This window comes from Mycolicibacterium chlorophenolicum (genome assembly GCF_001044235.1).
In the GTDB taxonomy this organism is placed as follows: Bacteria; Actinomycetota; Actinomycetes; order Mycobacteriales; family Mycobacteriaceae; genus Mycobacterium; species Mycobacterium chlorophenolicum.
The window spans coordinates 265591-283157 of sequence record NZ_JYNL01000023.1 but is presented as its reverse complement, the minus strand read 5'-3'; the positions used below and the strand labels follow the sequence as shown (position 1 = coordinate 283157).

At 69.9% G+C, this 17567-nt stretch carries 20 protein-coding genes and 1 riboswitch; of the genes, 6 read left to right on the top strand and 14 right to left on the bottom strand.

Features of this window, described 5'->3' with window-relative positions; genetic code table 11:
* Positions 1-28: 28 nt before the first annotated feature.
* From MCHLDSM_RS13535 to MCHLDSM_RS13505, 7 genes are all read right to left on the bottom strand, one after another.
* On the bottom strand, positions 29-793 hold the full coding sequence (locus tag MCHLDSM_RS13535; protein WP_048470693.1) for a glycosyltransferase family 2 protein: 765 nt from the start codon (positions 791-793) through the stop codon (positions 29-31).
* A gap of 549 nt (positions 794-1342) precedes the next feature.
* Positions 1343-2029 carry a two-component sensory transduction protein RegX gene (regX, locus tag MCHLDSM_RS13530; RefSeq protein WP_048470539.1) on the bottom strand — a complete coding sequence of 229 codons (687 nt, stop codon included), beginning with the start codon at positions 2027-2029 and terminating at the stop codon, positions 1343-1345.
* A gap of 7 nt (positions 2030-2036) precedes the next feature.
* Positions 2037-3221, bottom strand: coding sequence for a sensor histidine kinase (locus tag MCHLDSM_RS13525; protein WP_048470538.1), 1185 nt, complete (start codon positions 3219-3221; stop codon positions 2037-2039).
* Between the two features lie 139 nt (positions 3222-3360).
* Positions 3361-4113 carry a phosphoglyceromutase gene (locus MCHLDSM_RS13520; RefSeq protein WP_048470537.1) on the bottom strand — a complete coding sequence of 251 codons (753 nt, stop codon included), beginning with the start codon at positions 4111-4113 and terminating at the stop codon, positions 3361-3363.
* Between the two features lie 18 nt (positions 4114-4131).
* On the bottom strand, positions 4132-4653 hold the full coding sequence (locus MCHLDSM_RS13515; RefSeq protein ID WP_048470536.1) for a type III secretion system chaperone family protein: 522 nt from the start codon (positions 4651-4653) through the stop codon (positions 4132-4134).
* Positions 4650-5960, bottom strand: coding sequence for a D-inositol-3-phosphate glycosyltransferase (gene mshA, locus MCHLDSM_RS13510; RefSeq protein WP_048470535.1), 1311 nt, complete (start codon positions 5958-5960; stop codon positions 4650-4652). Before mshA ends, MCHLDSM_RS13515 begins: the two co-directional genes overlap by 4 nt.
* 37 nt (positions 5961-5997) lie before the next feature.
* Positions 5998-7293 (bottom strand): ROK family transcriptional regulator, encoded by a 1296-nt coding sequence (locus MCHLDSM_RS13505; RefSeq protein WP_048470534.1) that lies wholly within the window; start codon positions 7291-7293, stop codon positions 5998-6000.
* A 191-nt stretch (positions 7294-7484) separates the two neighbouring features.
* Between MCHLDSM_RS13505 and MCHLDSM_RS13500 the strand changes: the two genes are divergently transcribed.
* Entirely contained in the window at positions 7485-8243 is a 759-nt protein-coding gene (locus tag MCHLDSM_RS13500) for an SDR family oxidoreductase (RefSeq protein WP_048470533.1), read from the top strand.
* Here the strand turns inward: MCHLDSM_RS13500 and MCHLDSM_RS13495 are convergent.
* Together MCHLDSM_RS13495 and MCHLDSM_RS13490 are read right to left on the bottom strand one after the other, a co-directional pair.
* Positions 8240-9538, bottom strand: a complete 1299-nt coding sequence (locus tag MCHLDSM_RS13495) for a L,D-transpeptidase (RefSeq protein WP_048470532.1) — start codon at positions 9536-9538, stop codon at positions 8240-8242. The two genes, MCHLDSM_RS13500 and MCHLDSM_RS13495, sit on opposite strands and share 4 nt — an antisense overlap.
* Before the next feature lie 15 nt (positions 9539-9553).
* Positions 9554-10603 (bottom strand): UDP-N-acetylmuramate dehydrogenase, encoded by a 1050-nt coding sequence (locus tag MCHLDSM_RS13490; RefSeq protein ID WP_048470531.1) that lies wholly within the window; start codon positions 10601-10603, stop codon positions 9554-9556.
* Positions 10604-10629: 26 nt separating this feature from the next.
* Here MCHLDSM_RS13490 and MCHLDSM_RS13485 point away from each other — a divergent pair, with 26 nt between their 5' ends.
* The 5 genes from MCHLDSM_RS13485 (at position 10630) to MCHLDSM_RS13465 (ending at position 14944) form a co-directional block, all read left to right on the top strand.
* Complete coding sequence (locus tag MCHLDSM_RS13485) at positions 10630-11136, top strand: DUF2505 domain-containing protein (protein ID WP_048418753.1); 507 nt, start codon at positions 10630-10632, stop codon at positions 11134-11136.
* A gap of 8 nt (positions 11137-11144) precedes the next feature.
* Positions 11145-11954, top strand: coding sequence for a hypothetical protein (locus MCHLDSM_RS13480; protein WP_048470692.1), 810 nt, complete (start codon positions 11145-11147; stop codon positions 11952-11954).
* A gap of 52 nt (positions 11955-12006) precedes the next feature.
* A riboswitch (guanidine-III (ykkC-III) riboswitch) is annotated at positions 12007-12073 on the top strand.
* A gap of 11 nt (positions 12074-12084) precedes the next feature.
* Entirely contained in the window at positions 12085-13242 is a 1158-nt protein-coding gene (locus MCHLDSM_RS13475; RefSeq protein WP_048470530.1) for an agmatinase family protein, read from the top strand.
* Between the two features lie 14 nt (positions 13243-13256).
* A complete protein-coding gene (locus MCHLDSM_RS13470) occupies positions 13257-14081 on the top strand; it encodes a carbon-nitrogen hydrolase family protein (RefSeq protein WP_048470529.1) in 825 nt (274 codons plus the stop codon).
* Positions 14078-14944 carry an LmeA family phospholipid-binding protein gene (locus tag MCHLDSM_RS13465; protein ID WP_048470528.1) on the top strand — a complete coding sequence of 289 codons (867 nt, stop codon included), beginning with the start codon at positions 14078-14080 and terminating at the stop codon, positions 14942-14944. Before MCHLDSM_RS13470 ends, MCHLDSM_RS13465 begins: the two co-directional genes overlap by 4 nt.
* Before the next feature lie 3 nt (positions 14945-14947).
* Here the strand turns inward: MCHLDSM_RS13465 and deoC are convergent, their stop codons facing one another.
* Genes deoC through MCHLDSM_RS13440 form a run of 5 tightly spaced genes read right to left on the bottom strand, consistent with a single transcriptional unit; the run spans position 14948 to position 17511 of the window.
* Positions 14948-15616 carry a deoxyribose-phosphate aldolase gene (gene deoC, locus MCHLDSM_RS13460; protein WP_048470527.1) on the bottom strand — a complete coding sequence of 223 codons (669 nt, stop codon included), beginning with the start codon at positions 15614-15616 and terminating at the stop codon, positions 14948-14950.
* Entirely contained in the window at positions 15616-16005 is a 390-nt protein-coding gene (locus tag MCHLDSM_RS13455) for a DUF2599 domain-containing protein (protein ID WP_048470691.1), read from the bottom strand. The genes deoC and MCHLDSM_RS13455 overlap by 1 nt, the downstream gene beginning before the upstream one ends.
* A gap of 20 nt (positions 16006-16025) precedes the next feature.
* Positions 16026-16307 carry a DUF2516 family protein gene (locus tag MCHLDSM_RS13450; RefSeq protein WP_048470526.1) on the bottom strand — a complete coding sequence of 94 codons (282 nt, stop codon included), beginning with the start codon at positions 16305-16307 and terminating at the stop codon, positions 16026-16028.
* A gap of 58 nt (positions 16308-16365) precedes the next feature.
* Positions 16366-16989, bottom strand: a complete 624-nt coding sequence (locus tag MCHLDSM_RS13445; RefSeq protein WP_048470525.1) for a hypothetical protein — start codon at positions 16987-16989, stop codon at positions 16366-16368.
* A gap of 15 nt (positions 16990-17004) precedes the next feature.
* The gene (locus MCHLDSM_RS13440; protein ID WP_048418760.1) at positions 17005-17511 is read right to left on the bottom strand and encodes a helix-turn-helix domain-containing protein; all 507 of its coding nucleotides are present in this window, start codon (positions 17509-17511) and stop codon (positions 17005-17007) included.
* Positions 17512-17567 lie beyond the last annotated feature (56 nt).

The window sequence follows — 17567 nt, the reverse complement described above, 5'->3', positions numbered from 1 at the left end:
CGTCAACCCCCCCGGTTGATGTCGTCGGTTACTTGTCGGCGGCCAGTGCCTGCACCACGCGGCCCGAGACTCCGGAGCGGTGATCGCGTAACACGGTGCGCAACACCCGGATTCCGTCGCGCACGGCACGAAGGTTTGACTTGCCGTGGCGGCGTGGCATCTCCATGCTCGGCACCTCAGCGACTCGAAGGCCGGCCTGCATCGCGCGGACAGTCATCTCCGCCTCGATCTCGAATCCGGTCGCCTGCAGAGCCATCACCTCGAGGTAGCGGCGGTGGAACGCGCAGAACCCGTAGCACAGGTCGGTCAGGTCGGCGTCGAAGGCGGAGTTGAACACCGCCAGTAGGAACTTGTTGCCCAGCCGGCGGAACGGTGTGATGTCCGAGGACCCGCCGCCGGCGATGAACCGGGAGCCCTTGACGAAGTCGTAGCCGTGGGACAGGAAATGCAGGAAGTGCCGGATCTCCTGCGGGGCCATGCTGCCGTCGGCGTCCATCATCACGATGACGTCGCCGGTCGCGGCGTGGAACCCGGCGCGCAGCGCGTCGCCCTTGCCGGTGCCCTGCTGGGCGACCACCCGGATGTCGGGCCGGTAGCTGCGCGCGGTGATCACAGTGGCGTCCGTCGAGTTGCCGTCCACGAGCACGATCTCGTCGACGTCGTCGCTGATCTGCTCCAGCACCCAGGCGATGTTGCGCGCCTCGTTGCGCACCGGGATGACGAGGCTGACCGTCATCGTCGACGGGCCGGCGGGTCGGCGGCCGGCGATCGAGGCGTGGCCGCTGCTGAGCAGGCCGGCCCTGCGCGCTGCGGTGGTGTCGTGTCCGTTCTGGGCTACCAGGTCAGTCACCGTGTGGCTCCGTTTCTGTTCGGGATCGTGACGCTCCCCGTGGTGTCGATCCGCTCGCCCACACCCCGGATGCCGTTCGCGCGCAAACAGTCGTGCATTCGCTGTCTCTGCGCTTCCGGCTCGCGGGGACGTCAAGGCCAGACGTTATCACCGGCCTCCAGGGCTAGCGAAGCAAAGATTTGCCGCTTCAGCTAACCGATACCGGCGGCCTCACCTGGGAGGATTCTGCGGGTCCGTCAGAGGAGATTTTCTGCACTTCAATCGACGTTTCTGTCACACGGCCAGCTGGCCGAGCACGGCGTCACCCATGCAATTCTGCTCCCGCAGATGCAGAGTTAGCGAATAAAATCTCGTGTGATCGCCTGAGCGGATTGTGACCAAAGTCACAGCCATTGATCACTGGGCGTGTTGGGAATTGTGATCGCCTGTTAACAACAGGCAAACTCTGTGACGAAATAGGGACGATTTCAGCCCCCGCCTAGCGGAAGAGTGTCAGCCCTCGAGCTTGTACCCGAGCCCGCGCACCGTGACCAGATGCACCGGGTTGGCGGGGTCGGCTTCGATCTTGCTGCGCAGTCGCTTCACGTGGACGTCGAGCGTCTTGGTGTCCCCGACGTAGTCGGCGCCCCACACCCGGTCGATCAGCTGGCCGCGGGTCAGCACCCGCCCACTGTTGCGCATCAGGTACTCGAGCAGATCGAACTCCTTGAGCGGCAGCGTGATCGGGCTGCCGTTCACGCTGACGACGTGACGCTCCACGTCCATGCGGACCGGGCCGGCCTCGAGCACGCCGTCGGCGATGCCCTGATCGTCGGTGTCGGCCCCTCGCCGCAGCACCGCCCGGATGCGCGCGATCAGCTCCCGTGCCGAATACGGCTTGGTGACGTAGTCGTCGGCGCCGAGCTCCAGCCCGACCACCTTGTCGATCTCACTGTCGCGCGCAGTCACCATGATCACCGGCACGCTCGAGCGGGCCCGCAGCTGCTTGCACACATCGGTGCCGCTCATCCCGGGCAGCATGAGGTCCAGCAGCACGATGTCGGCGCCCGCGCGCTCGAACTCGGCCAGGGCCGACGGGCCGTCGGCCACCACCGTGGCCTCGAAGCCCTCCTTGCGCAGGAGGAAGGCCAGGGGATCGGCCAAGGACTCCTCGTCCTCCACGATCAGCACACTGGTCATCGCTGTCCTAGTCCTCTCGGTCGTCGTGCTCGTTCGGGTCGTCCTCGCGCAGATACGCGGGAATCGACAGGGTGAAGGTGGAGCCCGTGCCCGGCTGACTCCACAGCCGGATCGAGCCGTTGTGGTTGGCGGCGACGTGCTTGACGATCGCCAGCCCGAGCCCGGTGCCGCCGGTGGCCCGGGACCGTGCCTTGTCGACGCGGAAGAAGCGCTCGAAGACACGCTCCTGATCGACGGGGGCGATGCCGATACCGCGGTCGGTCACCGCGATCTCGATGTTGTCACCACGTCGCCGTCGGCTGATCGACACGGGAGATCCATTGGGAGAGTAGGCAATTGCGTTGGACACCAGGTTCGCCAGCGCGGTCACCAGCAGTGTCTCGTCACCGAGCACCCGGAAGCCCGTCGGCGCGTCGGTGGTGATCTCGATGTCGGCGTTGTCGGCGGCCACCTTGTGGCGCGACAGCGCCTCGGCCACCACGGTGTCCACGTCGACCGCACCGAGGTCGGGCAGCCGCTCGCCGCCCTGCAGCCGGGACAGCTCGATCAGCTCGCCCACCATGTCGGCGAGCCGGTGTGACTCGGTGACCATCTTCTCGGCGAAGTGGCGCACCGTCTCCGGGTCGTCGGACGAGGCGAGCACCGCCTCGGCCAGCACGCCCATCGCACCCACCGGCGTCTTGAGTTCGTGGCTGACGTTGGCGACGAAGTCCCGCCGGGTCGCCTCCATGCGCGCGTGTTCGGACTGGTCGTCGACGTAGACCACCGCGAACCGCCGGTCGTCCTCGGTGAGCAGCCGCACGTGGCCGCGCACCGACAGCCCGGAGCGCCCCGGATGATCCCGCTTGCGCGGCACCAGTTCGAATTCGATGTCCTGCCCGCTGGTCAGCGTTCGTTGCGCGGCCTGCCACGCGCGGTCGTCGAGCAACCGGTCGCGCACCAGTCCGAGTTCGGTGGCCCGGGTGTTCGTGTAGACCACGTCACGGTGGGTGTCGACGACCACGATTCCGACCGGGGACTGCGCGACCGCGTGGCCGAGCATCTGGGAAACGGTGATGCCGTTCTGCTCCACCATCCGGCGCTGACGGCGCTCGCGCAGCCGCGGTGCTGCCCTCACGCCGACCACCACACCGGCCGACAACGCGAGCAGTGCCACGATCGCCGCGAGCAGCAGCGCCGATACGACACTCACGCGAAAATCGTACGCACTCGGTGAACGTCATCCCAGCAGCGTGCGGCCAAATCGGGACACGTCACAGACACAAAGACGGAAGTTCGGTTCCGCGTTCTGCGCTGTTCACCCACTGTTCGCCGGGCGGGGATGCGAACCCCTACTTGGCGCCCTGGGCGGCCACCGCGGCCGCACCCGCCGCCGCGGCCTCGGGGTCCAGATAGGTGCCGCCGACGACCGTGGGCTTCAGGTCGCCGTCGAGGTCGTAGCGCAGCGGGATACCCGTCGGGATGTTCAGCCCGACCACGTCGTCGTCGGACATCCCGTCGAGGTACTTGACCAGGGCCCGCAGCGAATTGCCGTGCGCGGCGATCATCACCGTCTTGCCGGCACGCAGGTCGGGCACGATCACGTCGGTGAAGTACGGCACGAACCGTTCGACGACGTCCTTGAGGCATTCGGTCAGCGGCGCGCCGCCGGGGATGTCGGCGTAGCGCGGGTCGGTGTCCTGGCTGTATTCGCTGCCCGGCTCGATCGGCGGCGGCGGGGTGTCGTAGCTGCGCCGCCACGCCATGAACTGCTCGTCGCCGTACTTGGCCTTCGTCTCGGCCTTGTCCAGCCCCTGCAGCGCACCGTAGTGACGCTCGTTGAGACGCCAGTCGCGGTGCACCGGGATCCAGTGCCGGTCGGCCTTGTCCAGCGCGATGTTGGCGGTGGTGATGGCGCGGCGCAGCAGCGAGGTGTAGAGCACGTCGGGGAGCCGGTCGAGCTCTTTGATCATCTCGCCGGCCCGCGCGGCCTCAGCCCGGCCCTTGTCGGTCAGATCGACGTCGACCCATCCGGTGAACAGGTTCAGCGCGTTCCATTCGCTCTCGCCGTGGCGGACGAGGATCAGCGTCGCGGTATCTGCCATGGGCCGATCCTCTCACGCTCAGTTCTTGTCGTGGTCCTCGATCAGATGCTCGAAAGCCTTCAGGTTCTTCAGCGACTCACCCCGCGAGACACGCCACTCCCACTCCTTCTGGATCGAGGTGCGGAACCCCAACTCCAGCAAGGTGTTGAAGTCGTTGTCGACGGCCTCGAGCACCTGGCCCAGCACCCGGTCGATCTCGTCGGGGCTCACCGACGACAGCGACATCCGGCCGACGAGGTAGATGTCCCCGACGTTGTCGAGCGTGTAGGCGACGCCGTAGAGCCTGCGGTTGCGTTTGAGCAGGAACTTGTAGACGCCCTCGAAGTTCTCGTCGGGTTTGCGGCAGACGAACGCCTCGATGCGGACCGAGTGCTCGCCGACGGTGAGGATCGTGTTGGTGGTGAGCCGCCGCTCGCCGGGGAGCGCGACCACCAGCCCCGGCAGGCCGCCTGCGGCGCCCTTGTGGCGGGTGAACGGCAGATCGTGTTCGGCCAGCGTGCTCTCGATGACGGCCTGCACGTCCTGTGTGCGATCGGTCATGCCCGTACTCCCCTGCGCATCGAGAATCGGCGCCCGCCGCGGCGGGCCGTGGGCTGGCGCTGATGGCGGCCGCGGTGATCGGCGATCGCCCGGCCGTAGCTGTCCAGCAGCATGTCGACGGTGTGCCCCCAGGAGAACGACGCGGCGTGCTCGATGGCGGCGCGGCTCATCGTGGCCGGCCCGGCGGCCAGGACGTCGGCCAGGGTGCGGGCCCAGTCCGCGGGGTCGTGGCCGTCGACCAGCGCCCCGGTGACCCCGTCGCGCACGGCGACGGGCAGCCCGCCCACCGCGGCCGCGACCACCGGAGTCCCGCAGGCCTGCGCCTCGACCGCGACCAGCCCGAAGGACTCCGAATAGCTGGGCACCGCGACGATGTCCGCGGCGCGGTAGACGGCCACCAGTTCGTCGCGCGACTGCGGCGGCAGGAACGTCACCCGGTCGGTGATGCCCAGCTCGGCGGCCAGGTCGACCAGACCGTCGGGGGTGGCCAGGCCCGACCCCGAGGGACCACCGGCGATCAGCAGCCGCACCTCGGGCAGCCGGGCGACCGCCCGCAACAGCACGTCGGGCGCCTTCAGCGGCTGGATGCGGCCGACGAACGCGACGACCGGCACCTGCGGATCGAGGCCGAGCGCCGCGCGAGCGGCACCCCGGTCGCCGGGGGTGAACGTGCCCAGGTCGACACCCGGGTACACCACGTCGATCCGCGATGGATCGGCCTGATGCAGCGAAACCAGTTGCGCCGCTTCGTGTTCGGTGTTCACGATGAGCCGATCGGCTTCGTCGACGACCTGCTGCTCACCGATGGCGCGCATCGGCGGCTCCGGGGAGTCGCCGTCGGCCAGCGCGGCGTTCTTGACCGCGGCCAGCGTGTGCGCGGTGTGCACCAGCGGCACCGCCCACCGGTCGGCGGCCAGCCAGCCGACCTGACCGGACAACCAGTAGTGCGAGTGCACGATGTCGTAGTAGCCGGGTTCGTGGGTGGCCTCGGCACGCAGCACGCCCGCGGTGAACGCGCACAGCTGGGTGGGCAGATCGTTCTTGTCCAGGCCCTCGAACGGCCCCGCGACCACGTTGCGCACCAGCACCCCGGGCGCCACCCGCACCACCGCCGGATCCGTCGACGACGTCGCCCTGGTGAAGATCTCCACCTCCACGCCGCGCTGCGCCAGCTCCAGGGCCGTCTGCAGCACGTAGACGTTCATCCCGCCCGCGTCGCCGGTGCCCGGCTGGGCCAGCGGGGAGGTGTGCACGGACAGCACCGCCACCCGGCGCGGCACGGGCAGAGGGTCGGTCGCTGGACGCACACCGTCATGTCTACACGCCCCGCGTGAGGCGACCTGCTCAGGCACTCACCTCGGGCCGGCGGGACTGCGCCCGGCGCATCGCGCCGATCGGGTCGGCGTAGAGGCCGCCCAGCGACACGATGCCCGCGCCGGCCTCCTGCACCCTGTTGCCGAACGCCGTCACCCGGATGTCGCGATGCGGCAGCACCGAACGCGCGGCGAACGCCGACTCGACGGTGCTCATGCCCTCCGGATATTCGGTGAAGGCCTGACCGCCGACCACCAGATCGTCGGGATTGAGCATGTCGCGCAGCAACGCGACGGCCTCGCCGAGCACACGGGCGCGTTCGGCGACCAGCGCCGCGGCCTGCTCGTTGCCCTGCCGCGCCGCGCGCAGCACGGCGGTGACGGTCGACGCCGGGCCGTCGGCCGGAATGATGCGGGCCTTGCGCGCGGCGACCAGCACCGCCTCGTCGCTGACCGTGGACTCCAGCTCACCGCTGCCGCCCAGCAGCTCCGACCGGGCCGGCAGCGCGGCGATGGTGCCGGGTCCGCTGGCCGGGGAGTGCACCTGCCCGCCGATGGCCAGCGCGTAACCGACCGTCTCGCGGGCGTACACGTACAGGCTGGTGGAGGTGCGACCCGGGGGCCGCCGGACCCCGAGCAGCAGCTCGGCGCCGGCCATCGCGTCGACGTGCGAGGCGATCGACACGGGCAGGCCGAGCGACTCGGCGAGCACCGGGCCGACGGGCGCGTCCGACCAGCCCAGCCGTGGATGGTCCAGGTAGCCGGTGGTGCTGTCCACCACACCGCCCGCGGCCACCCCGACCCACAGCGGGCGGCGGCGGTGCCAGCGGCTCAGGTAGCGGCGGGCGCTGGCGGCGATGGCGTCCAGGGCGCCGGTCTGGACGCCGCGCGGCGTCGGCGTCTCGACGACGTCGAGGGTCCGGCCGAGCAGGTCGGTGGCGACGATGCTGGTGGTGCGGGCGCCGATGTGCACACCCAGGGTGAGGAACGGCTCGTGGTTGACCTCGACCGGCACGCGCGGGCGGCCGATGGCGCCGGAGACCGCGAGGTCGGCGCGCTCCCGCAGCAGTCCGGCGTCGAGCAGCGCGGTGACCTGCCGGTTGACCGTGGCGATCGACAGGCCGGTGACCTGCGCGATGACGTCACGGGCGATGGGGCCGCGCTGTCGGGCCGCGGCGAACACCGACGCCGCGGCGGCCTCAGGGACGCGCAGCGCGGGGGCCACGATGTGGTGCAGCAGTGCCTGCGGGTAACGGCCGCTGCCGGCGGCGGCTGCGGTGCGCTTGGCCTGGGCGGCGTGGGAGCGGGCGGCGAGGGAGCTGGTCATGAAATCGTCCTTGAGTCGGTCGGTCGGTGGGGCGGGGCCACACCTGGCGACTCAGCGGGACGGGATCTCGTCCGGGCGCAGTCAGGCGCGGCGGGGTGCGCAACAACAACACGCACGCCGCGCGGCAGCCTGGACTGCCTGACCGGTTCGGATCACGGGGTCAATTTAACACGAGCGCTAGGGTTGCGTGCATGACGACGCCATCTGATGCCCGCCGAGTCGCCGTGGTCACCGGAGCCAGCGCCGGGATCGGCGAAGCCACCGCGAGAACCCTTGCCGCACAAGGCTTTCACGTGATCTGCGTGGCTCGTCGCGAGGAACCCATCCAAGCGCTGGCCGCCGAGATCGACGGCACCGCGATTGTGGCGGACGTCACTGACCCCGAGGCCGTGGCGGCAATGGCCGGCCGACTGGACCGGGTGGACGTGCTGGTCAACAACGCCGGCGGGGCGCGCGGGCTGGAGTCGGTGGCCGACGCCGACGTCGACCACTGGCGCTGGATGTGGGAGTCCAACGTGATGGGCACCCTGCACGTCACCCGCGCGCTGCTGGGCAAGCTGATCGCCTCCGGCGACGGGCTGATCGTCACCGTCACCTCGATCGCGGCCGTCGAGATCTACGACAACGGCGCCGGCTACACCACGGCCAAGCACGCCCAGGGCGTCCTACATCGGACGCTGCGCAGCGAACTGCTCGGAAAACCGGTGCGGCTCACCGAAGTCGCGCCCGGCATGGTCAAGACGGACTTCTCCCTGAACCGCTTCGAGGGCGACACCGACCGTGCCGAGAAGGTGTATCAGGGCGTGACGCCGCTGGTGGCCGAGGACATCGCCGAGGTGATCGGCTTCGTCGCGAGCCGGCCGTCGCACGTCGATCTGGACCTCATCGTGGTGCGCCCCCGGGACCAGGTCAGCGGCGCCAGCGGATCCCGCTTCAACCGCGAGACCTAGCCGCCGGGGCGGCCGCTGACCGACGTCGGTGCTCCGGGCGGGGTGGCCGGCGCGCTCTCCGGCATGTTCGACGGCTTCTGCGACGACAGCGCCGACATCGCCGTCCACTCGTCCCACGGCACCGCCCAGTCCCAGATGTCGCCGTCGGCGTAGGACAGGTCGATGCGGGTACCGGTCACCTCGACCGGGTCGCCGTAGACCGCGGTCTGGAAGTACTGCTCGGCGTCGGTGGTGGACAGGTTGATGCACCCGTTGGTGACGTTGCTGTTGCCCTGGGCGCCGGCACTGTTCGGGTTGGCGTGGATGAACTCGCCGTTGTTGGAGATGCGCACCGCGAACCGCTCGTGGGCGTTGGTGTAGCCGCCCGCCGGGTTCGACATGTAGAAGTCCTCGTACTTCTCGGTGACGACGTGGATGCCGCTTCGGGTGACGTTGCGGTCCTCGTCGCCCTCGCCGTAACTGCACGGGAAGTCCATGATCACGGCGCCGGCCTCGTCGAGAACCTGGATGCGGTGGCTGGAGGCCTCGGCCTTGACCACCTGGCGACGACCGATCGTGAAGTCGAGCGTGGAGTCCGACGCACCGTAGGCGCCCTCGCCGAACGGCACCCCGTACAGCTTCGCGTCGACGTGCACCGTCGTGCCCGGCGGGTAGTACTCCTTGGTCCGCCAGTGCATGCGCGAGCCGCCGGCCTCGTCGGGCAGCCACGCCCAACTGCCCTCGACCTCGGGGGTGGTGGTGACCTTGACGGCCTTCTCCACCTCGGCGCGGTCCTCGTCGGCGATCGCGGCATCGAACTGCAGGATGATCGGCGCCGCGACGCCGACGGTCTGCCCGTCCGAGAGCTGGAACTGCCCGTTGACCTGCGTGTCGGGGTCGACGGTGGTGAACGACGCCTTGACCGGCACCGCCTTGCCGTCCTGCCCGACGACGGTGCCCGCCCAGCGGTACTCGACGCCGTAACCGAGCGGCTCGGAGGCGGTGAACTCGGTGCGGTCCCGGTTGAGCGCCCCGGCGACGGGTTTGCCGTCGGTGTTGCTGAGGCTGATCTTCTGGAACCAGCCGTTCTCGACCGTGACGGCGACCCGCGAGGTGGGCGCGACGTCGGACGCGGCATCCTCGGGTTCGTAGCGCAGCTGCGGCGCGGCGGGCGCATCCTCGGCGGACTGGCCGGACGAGGAGTTCTTGTCGGTGGACATACACGCCGCGAGTGCGCCCGGTGCGACGACACCGACCGCCAGGGCGGCGAGTGCTCGCCGTCTGTTCAGCGACGGCACCGGGTTGGCAGGGCTCACGTGTTGCCAGCGTACCTAGAGAGCGCATCCGATCAGAATCGGTTCGGGTGTGAGATCGATCCCGAAGGCCGCCGCGACACCGTCGCGGATCGTCCTGGCCAGCGCGATCACGTCCGCCGCGGTCGCATTCCCGCGATTGGTCACAGCCAGCGCGTGCTTGGTCGACAGCCGTACCGCAGCGCCGTCGCCGGGGTAGCCCTTGCTGAATCCGGCGCGCTCGACGAGCCAGGCGGCCGCCAGCTTGACCCCGGCAGCGGCCGGATAGTGCGGGACCCGGCCGTCCACCTCGGCCGCCAGGCGCTCGAACTGCGCCTGCGTCACGACGGGGTTGGTGAAGAAGGACCCGACACTCCAGGTGTCGTGATCGGCGTCGTCGAGCACCATGCCCTTGCCGGCCCGTAGCCGCAGCACGGTCTCGCGCACCCGCACCGGGTCGGCACGCTCCCCCGGTTCGACGTCCAGCGCGGCGGCCAGCTCGCCGTAGCGCAGCGGCGCGCTGCGGCCGGACGGGTCGAGCCGGAACTCGACCTCCAGCACCACGGCGTCCGCGGAACCCTTCAGAATGCTTGTGCGATAACCGAATTCGAGATGGTCCGGCGTCACCCAGCGGTCCTCGCCGGTCCGCCGGTCCAGCAGCCGGACCCTGCTGATGGTGTCGGCGACCTCGGCGCCGTACGCGCCGACGTTCTGCACCGGCGTCGCACCCGTCGACCCGGGGATGCCCGACAGACACTCGAGTCCGCCCAGCCCGTGCGCCAGTGACGCCGCGACGACGTCGTCCCAGACCGCCCCCGCCTCGGCCCGCAGCAGCTCCCCGTCGACCGAGATCCCGGGGGTCGCGAGCCGTACCACGGTGGCCGCACCGAGACCGTCGCCGAGCACCACGTTGGACCCACCGGCCAAGATCAGCGCCTCCGGACCGACGGCGCGCATCACCTCGACCACCTGCTCGGTCGTCACACAGGTGATCAGCCGGTGCGCCACAGGGCCGACGCGCAAGGTGGTCAGCGGCGCCAACGGCACATCCTCGGCGACCGCCACGCCCGCGATAGACGAAGTGACCACGGGCGGTAACGGTAGCGTGGTTTGCCATGCCGCGTTCATTCGACATGGCCGCCGAGTACGGCGGCACGGTCGAACAGGTCCACCAGGCGTTCCGCGACGAGGAGTACTGGCTGGTGCGCCTGCAGGATTCCGGCGCCGACCACGCCACGCTGGACGACATGACGATCGACGCCGACGGCGGGATCCGGATCAAGACCACGCAGACCCTGCGCGCCGACCGGCTGCCCGGGGTGGTCACCCAATTCCACCGCGGGGACCTCAGTTTCGTGCGGGAGGAGCTGTGGTCGCCGGTCCGGGAGGGGCGGGCGACCGCGAAGGTCAGCGGCGCGATCCCCGGCGCGCCGGCCGGGCTGACCGGCACCGCGGTGCTGGCCCCGGCGCAGCCCGGCTCGCGGATGGCGTTCACGGCGACGGTCGAGGTGCGGGTGCCCCTGGTGGGCGGCAAGATCGAGAACTTCATCGGCAGCCAGCTCGTCGACCTGCTGATCGCCGAACAGCGGTTCACCACGGTGTGGATCACCGAGAACAGCTGAGCTGCCAGGTGACCGGCGCCGCCTCCCGACCGCTCGGAGCGGTCACCCGCGGCACCACCGGCCACAACCGGCTGCGACGCAGCGACCGATGGCTGGTGCACTCGCCGCGGGTCCGCACCGCCGTGCAGAGCGCCGCCGACCCGTTGATCGTCGACCTCGGTTACGGCGCGCTGCCGGTGACGACGCTCGAGTTGGCGATGCGGATGCGCCGGGTGCGCGCCGACGTGCGGGTGGTCGGGCTCGAGATCGATCCCGGGCGGGTGCGGGCGGGCCTGGCCGCGGTGGCCGACGGGCTGGCCCCGGGTGTCGACTTCGCGCTGGGCGGTTTCGAGCTGGCCGGCCACCGCCCCGTGCTGGTGCGGGCGTTCAACGTGCTGCGCCAGTACCCGCCCGAGGCGGTGCCGGACGCCTGGGCGGCGATGCGCCGCGGGTTGGCGCCGGGCGGGCTGATCGTCGACGGCACCTGCGACGAGCTCGGCCGCCGCTGCGCCTGGGTGCTGCTGGATGCGACGTCGGAGGTGACCCTCACGCTCGCCTGCGACCCGTTCGCCATCGAGCGGCCCTCCGATCTGGCCGAGCGTCTGCCCAAGGTGCTGATCCACCACAACGTGCCCGGTCAGCCCATCCACACGCTGCTCACCGCCGCCGATCGCGCCTGGGCGAGCAGCGCGGCACACGGTGTGTTCGGGCCGCGGGTGCGCTGGCGGGCGATGCTGGACATGCTTGCCGCGCAAGGGTTTCCGGTGGTCCCGCCGCGGCGCACGCTGCGCGACGGCGTCCTCACGGTGCCGTGGCCCGTCGTCGCGCCCGTCCAGTGAAGTGTCGCTGTCTGAGTGGACAGGTCCTCGCGGGCGTGCTGACAATGACTCCCAGGAGCCGGTGACCCCGCTCCCCGGACGAGGTGCGTCGTACCCGGACAGCGACAAGACGACGCGATGAGGAGAACTCATGTCCGACGTACCCGAACGTCCCGACCCCTCCGTGACGAACGCCGAAGGCGCCTGGGCGCAACAGGCCGAGGCGAAGCTGGGCGATCGCCGGCTGCGTGAGGAGATCGACCGCGGCCTCAGCCACGGGCTCGAGGCCGCGCCGTCCATCAACGACCGCACGATCTCGACGTTCGTGCGCGGCGAGAAGCCGCACTTCGCCGGTGAGCGCGGCACCTTCCTCAAGTGCCCCTTCATCGAGGACGTCAACGAGGTCGACGACGCCGAGGTCGCGGTGTTCGGCGTCCCCCTGGACGCCGGAGCGACCTACCGGCCCGGCACCCGGTTCGGGCCGCAGGGTATCCGGCGCTCGACCAACCTGTTCGGTACCTACAACTACGAGTCCGGTGTCGACCTGCGCGAGCAGCTGAACATGGTCGACATCGGCGACGTCTTCACGATCCCCGGCAATCTCGAGAAGTCCTTCGACCAGATCAGCCAGGCGATGGCGCACGTCGTGCAGAAGGGCGTCATGCCGATCGTGCTCGGTGGTGACCATTCCATCGGGTTCCCAACGATCCGCGGGATGGCGCCTTACCTGGACGGCAACATCGGCATCATCCACTTCGACCGCCACGTCGACACCCAGGAGACCGACCTCGACGAGCGGATGCACACCACGCCGTGGTTCCACGCCACCAACATCAAGAACGCGCCGGCGACGAACCTGGTGCAGATCGGCATCGGCGGGTGGCAGAGCCCCCGCGAAGGCGTCAAGGTCGGCCGCCAACGCAAGTCGACCGTGATGACCGTCGGCGACGTCGAACGGGTCGGCATCGAGAAGATCGCGGAGATGGCCCTCGAGATCGCGTGGAAGGACGCCAAGGCGGTCTACCTGTCGTTCGACATCGACGTGATCGACGCCGGGTTCGTTCCGGGCACAGGATGGCCGGAGCCGGGCGGGCTGCTCCCTCGCGAGGCGCTCAACCTGGTCAAGATGATCTCCGAACCCGGGTTGGCCGGTATCGAGGTCGTCGAGTGCTCGCCGCCCTATGACTGGGCCGAGCAGACCGCGTTGATGAGCTCGCGCGTGATTCTCGACAGCCTCGCCGCGCAGGTCCGGTCCGGCAAGCTCGGGAAGAAGGCCGCCAAGGCCGATCGTCCCGCCTGGGGTCCGTAACTAGTCTGGAGGGCATGCGTGTAGCCCTGGCACAGATCCGCAGCAGCAGCGATCCCGCCGACAACCTCCGCCTCGTCGAGGAGCAGACGCGGCGGGCCGCCGAAGCCGGCGCGGCGCTGGTGCTGTTCCCCGAGGCCACGATGTGCCGCTTCGGGGTGCCGCTGGGCTCCGTCGCCGAACCGTTCGACGGTCCGTGGGCCGACGCGGTCCGCCAGAGCGCGGACCGCGCCGGCATCGTCGTCGTCGCGGGCATGTTCGTGCCGTCCGACCTGGATCATCGGGCGCGGGTCACCAACACGCTCCTCGCGACCGGCCCCGGCGTCGACGCGCGCTACGACAAGATCCACCTGTACGACGCGTTCGGGTTCACCGAGTCCGACACCGTCGCGCCGGGGCACGAGCCCGTCACCATCGTCGTCGACGGCGTGACGGTCGGGCTGACGCTCTGCTACGACATCCGGTTCCCCGAGCTGTACGTGGAGCTGGCCGAGCGCGGTGCCGAGCTCATCACCGCGCACGCGTCGTGGGGCACCGGGCCCGGCAAGCTGGAGCAGTGGACGTTGCTGGCCCGCGCCAGGGCGATCGACACGTCGAGCGTGGTCGCCGCGGTCGGACAGGCCTACCCCGGTGACGAGCTCGCGGCCCTCGGCCCGACGGGGGTGGGCGGCAGTCTGGTGGCGTCCGCGCTGGGCGAGGTGCTCGCCGGAGCCGGCGCGGATCCGGAACTGCTGGTCTGTGACGTCGATCTCGACGCCGCGCGCAAGGCCCGGACGACCGTCGCGGTCATGCAGAACCGCTCAGGGTTTGCTCATGCCGGTAGGGCAGAATCCCTGAGGTGACCGATCCCTGGGCCCGCCCGCCGCAGCAATCCGGCCCGGCGTTCCCACCGCCACCGCCGCAGAACCCGCAGTACCCGCAGCATCCGTCTGCGCCCCCGCAGGAAGGCTCCTCGTTGCCGGCGAAGTTCAAGAAGTTCTTCAGCGACCCGCTGTCCGTCGTCCTGGTGGTGGTGATCGTGGTGGCGCTGGTGTTCGCCGGCCTGCTCGGCGGCGAGCTCTACGCCCGCAACCGGGCCGACACGGTGGTGGCCGGGGTGGTCGAGTGCGTGGTGCAGGACGACGCCACCGCGTCGTTCGGGGTGCTGCCGCCGTTCCTGATGCAGCACATGTCCGGGCACTACACGAACATCCGCATCGAGACCGCGGGCAACCAGGTCCGTGACGCCAAGGGCATGAAGGTCAACCTCGACATCGACGACGTGCGCCTGCAGGACACCCCGACCTCCAGCGGCACGGTCGGCTCCCTGGTGGCGAACATCGACTGGTCGGCCGACGGCATCAAGCAGACCATCCAGGGCGCCATTCCGTTGATCGGCAGCTTCGTCACCGGGGTGACCACCAACGCCAGCGACGGCACGATCGAACTCGAGGGCGCGCTGGGCAGTATCACCGCCAAGCCGCAGGTCGTCGACGGCGGTATCGCGCTGTCGGTGCAGAAGGTGACCGGGCTGGGCTTCACGCTGCCCCGCGAGGCCGTGCAGCCGGCGCTGGACGCGTTCACCGCGCAGCTGACGCAGAACTATCCGTTGAACATCAAGGCCGACTCGGTGTCGGTCACCGATACCGGTGTGCAGAGCCGCTTTTCGACGCAGAACGCGTCGATGCCCAAGCAGACCGACGACCCCTGCTTCGGCACCCTGTAGGGCCTAGAGGCCGTCGAGCACCGCTCGAGTGCCGGACAACCCGAGGCGGGTCGCGCCCGCGTTGAGCATCGCGGTGGCGTCTGCCGCCGATCGGATGCCGCCGCTGGCCTTGACGCCGAGACGGCCGCCGACGGCGGCGGTCATCACCTCCACCGCGCGCACCGAAGCGCCGCCGGAGGGATGGAAACCGGTCGAGGTCTTGACGAAGTCGGCGCCCGCCTCCTCGGCGACCCGGCACACGTCGGTCAGCAGCGGCCAGCCGCCGAACTCCACCAGGGCCGACGACTCGACGATCACCTTGAGCAGTGCCCCTGGTGTCGCGTCACGGACGGCCGCGATGTCGGTGCGGACGACGTCGAGTTCGCCGCCGATCGCCGCGCCGACGTCGATCACCATGTCGATCTCCCGGGCGCCTGCGTCCACCGCCACGGCAGCCTCATGGGCTTTGATCACCGAAAGGTGTTTGCCTGACGGGAATCCCACCACCGATGCCACAGCGCGGCCGGCGGCCAGCGACACCGCGGTCGGCACGAACGGCGGCGACACACACACGGCGTAGACGTCGAGTTCGACGGCCTCGGCGAGTAGCGCGACGATATCGGCTTCTGTCGCTTCAGGTTTGAGCAACGTGTGGTCGACGGCGGCGGCGACCTGGGCGCGGGTGTAGCCCATCAGAACGGTTCTTCGGTGCCACCGGGATTGCACCCCGCGGCGATCATCTGGTCGGGGCTCACCTCGGGTCGCCAGGGCTCGAGATTCCAGCTCACCTTCCCGGGCTGGGCGATCTCGGCGAACTGCCAGTGGCAGACGAACTGCTCCTTCATGCCGGCGATCGCGGCGTCAGGCGACAGCGCGAGGATCTCGTTCCACGCCTCATCGGCCTGCGCCGCCGTGCCGGGCCGGCCCGAGGTGTCACGCCCCGCGGCGGTGGGATACACCCGCAGGCTCGACAGGTCACCCCACTTGGCCCACTTCGCGTGGTCGATGTAGGGCGGAGGTTGCAGGGCCGGGGTGGCGGCGGCGTGGGGAGCCCCGGAGAGCGCGACCGCGCAGGCGGCCATCCCGATCAGCGCCAGCCGCACTAGCGCGACTTCCCTTGGATCTCCAGGATTTTGGGCCGGACGTCGACCAGGTACACCCCGGCGGCGACAGCCGCGATCGCCACCCCGGTGATGCCCAGCACCAGCGCCAGCAGGATCGCGACGCCGAGGATCACCAGCCACACGGGCTTGGTCAGCTTCTCGGCCGCGGTGTAGGCGTCGGGCCGCTGGATCGCGGCATGGACGAACGCGTACACCGTCGTCACCAGGACGGCGGCCTGCAACGCGAAGAGGACGTAACCCGTAAGGCCTTGGAGCTCCACGCTCGACAGCCTAGGCGGGTTACGTCCCCTTTTCGACTTCCCCGAAGGGAGTCATCGCTTACTTCTGGGTGACCTTCTTGGCCGGCGCCTTCTTGGCGGGGGCCTTCTTGGCGGCGGCCTTGGCCGGAGCGGCCTTCTTGGCCGGGGCCTTCTTGGCGGCCTTCTTCACCGGCTCGGCGGCCGACTCGGCGCGCTTGGGCAGCTCGACGCCGACCAGCTTGGCGGCGCGCTCACCGACCGCGCGGGTCTGCGACGCCACGTTGCCCAGCGCCTCCTGGGTCAGCTCCACGGCCTGGTCGGTGTACTCCTCGACCCGGCTGGCGGCGCCTTCGAGGGCCGGCTGGGCGCGCAGGCGCTCCAGGGCGGCCTCGCCGCGCTCGATGAGCTTGTTGTAGGTTGACTGCGCGGCCTCCGCGTAGCCCTCGGCGACCTTGCGCAGCTCCTCGGGGGTCAGCTTGCCGCGGATGTCCTCGAACTGGGCCGGCAGCTCCTCCTGCAGCTGGTTGATGCGGGCGCGGCGCTCCTCGAGACGGGTCTCGGCGTCGCTGCGGGCGTCGCCGGCGCGCTCACGCAGCGTCGCGACGATCTCGTTGACGCGCTCGAGCGCGAGGTCGGCTGCGCCGACGGCGGCGAGCAGCGGGGCCTTCAGGTCTTCGACGTCGAGCTGATTCTTCTCAGCCATGGGGATTTCCTTTCACTAACTGATGGAGGTCTGTTGGGGTGATTGCGTGATCTGCAGAGGGCTGTTGTCGTGTTCCGTCGTCGGCTCCTCGTCGTCGTCACGGACACTGTCGTCTGCACTGGACGGTCCCGCCGCGGCCGCAGCCTCGAGCAGTGCCGCCTCGTTCTGCTGGCAGAACGACGTGTAGATGTCGAGCAGCACCTGCTTCTGCCGCTCGTTGATCGCCGTGTCGGTGATGATGGCGTCGCGCACCTGGTTGGTCTCGCTGGGCTCGAGGATTCCGGCCCGGATGTAGAGCACCTCGGCCGACACCCTCAGCGCCTTGGCGATCTGGTTCAGCACATCTGCTGAGGGCTTGCGCAATCCCCGTTCGATCTGGCTCAGGTAGGGATTGCTGACACCGGCCTTCTCGGCGAGCTGCCGCACCGAGACCTGCGCGGCTTCCCGCTGGGTCCGGATGAAGCTGCCGATGTCCTGGGCGGCGCTGGAGACGACCGCGGCGAGATTCTCGTCCTGCGCCATGGTGCTGTCCTCCTTCGCTGCCGTGGTGTGTTTACCGACAACTCCACGGTACGACT